This is a genomic window from Streptomyces tyrfis (genome assembly GCF_037034285.1).
In the GTDB taxonomy this organism is placed as follows: Bacteria; Actinomycetota; Actinomycetes; order Streptomycetales; family Streptomycetaceae; genus Streptomyces.
In genome coordinates this window covers 1-1688 of record NZ_JBAGJZ010000104.1, presented here as the reverse complement: position 1 = coordinate 1688, position 1688 = coordinate 1, and the positions used below count along the sequence as shown (strand labels likewise).

2 protein-coding genes are annotated in these 1688 nt (G+C 70.1%); both read right to left on the bottom strand.

The window, feature by feature from the left end:
* Positions 1-623: NAD-dependent epimerase/dehydratase family protein (locus tag WA762_RS35350; RefSeq protein ID WP_335941691.1), on the bottom strand; the 623-nt coding region annotated here is incomplete at its 3' end.
* Between the two features lie 13 nt (positions 624-636).
* Positions 637-1593 carry a carbohydrate ABC transporter permease gene (locus tag WA762_RS35345; RefSeq protein ID WP_335941690.1) on the bottom strand — a complete coding sequence of 319 codons (957 nt, stop codon included), beginning with the start codon at positions 1591-1593 and terminating at the stop codon, positions 637-639.
* Between the last annotated feature and the right edge of the window lie 95 nt (positions 1594-1688).

The window sequence follows — 1688 nt, the reverse complement described above, 5'->3', positions numbered from 1 at the left end:
CCGTAGCGCAGGTCGACTGCGTAGTTGAGGCGGATGTTGGCGATTTTGGTGCCTTGGGTGAGGGCTGCGTGGGCGAAGACGCGTTCGCGGCCGAGGCAGGACATGGCGTATTCGCCGACGGGGCCGACGGGGTCGGTTTCGGTGCAGCCGCCGGTGGAGAGGGGGACGAGGGGGTAGACGTTGCCGGTGGAGAACGCGGCGATGCGTGCGTGGGGCCAGCGGCGGGTGACGCGGTCGGGCATGGCGGCGTTGACGGCCCAGGCGTGGGAGGGTGCCTGGGCGGAGCCGAACTTGGCGCCGACCATGAAGACGATGTTCCCGGCGTCGGGCAGGCCGGTCAGGTCGGCGGCCGGGTCCATGAGGTCGAAGGCGACGGTGGAGACCCTGTCGGCCTCCAGGGCCTGGGCCGCGGACCGGTCGGACCAGCGGGAGACGGCGTGGACGGTCAGGTCGGTGCGGCCCGCGGCGTCCAGGGCCCGGCGGGCCAGCCGGCACAGGCTGGGGCCCATCTTGCCGCCGGCGCCGAGGACGAGCAGGTCGCCTTCGAGGCGGCCCAGGTCGGTGACGAGAGCGGGTGAGGGGGTGGCGAGCCGCTCCTCCAGAGCGGCTTCATCGGTGAACATGTGTGGTTTTCCCTTATCCCTTGATTCCGGACGCGGTGACGCCCTCGGTGAAGTAGCGCTGGCCCACCAGGTAGGCGGCGAAGATGGGCACGAACGCGATGACGGAGCCGGAGAGCACCACGTTGAGCGGCACGTTCTGCTGCTGGAGCGAGGCGATGCCGACGGTGAGGGTGCGCATGTCGGTGGACTGGCCGATGACCAGCGGCCACAGGAAGTCGTTCCAGTGCCACAGGAAGACGAACACGCCGAGCGTGGCCAGGATCGGCTTCAGCAGCGGCAGGACGATCCGGTGGAAGATCTGCCACTCGTTGCAGCCGTCGAGGCGGGCCGCCTCGAACAGCTCGTCCGGCAGCCCCTGGATGAACTGCCGCATCAGGAAGACCGCCTGGGCGTTGGCCAGCGTCGGCACGATCAGACCCCAGTAGGTGTCCACACCGCCCAGCTTCGCGATCATCGCGAACGTCGGGATCATCGTGACGTGGTACGGGACCATCACCATCGACAGGAACGACCAGAACATCGCCTCCCGGCCCGGGAAGCGCTTCTTGGCGAAGGCATACCCGGCCAGCGAGGCCAGCAGCAGCACACCGACGACCGAGACGACGGAGTAGAGCAGGGTGTTGAACAGCCAGCGCGGCACGTCCTGGGCGTTCATCACGGTGTCATACGCCTCGCCGCTCACCGGCCACGGCAACAGACTCCCGGGGAACTCGACCGCCGCGGACGGCTTCAGCGACAGCACGACCATCGCGTAGAACGGGAAGACCGTGACCAGGGCGGCCACCGTCAGCAAGGCGGCGCGCCCGATCCGGCCGGCCCGGGTGGGACGCAGGCCGTAGGGGACGGTCTCGCGCTCCGCGAGCCTGCGCAGCCGGCGCTCGGCCCGGCGCGCGGCCCGGTCGGACACAGGGACGGAAACCGCGCCGGCGGGCGGGGGCGGGGGCGGGGTTTTGGTGGGTGCTGCGGTCATGGTCACTGGTCCTTCCCGATCACGAGCCGCTGGATCACCGCGACCACCACGGTCAGCGCGAACAGCGCGACGCCGATGGCGGAGGCGTAGCCCAG

Excerpts from the sequence above, each read along its gene's own strand:
- WA762_RS35345 (WP_335941690.1), bottom strand. The coding sequence starts at position 1,593 with ATGACCGCAGCACCCACCAAAACCCCGCCCCCGCCCCCGCCCGCCGGC.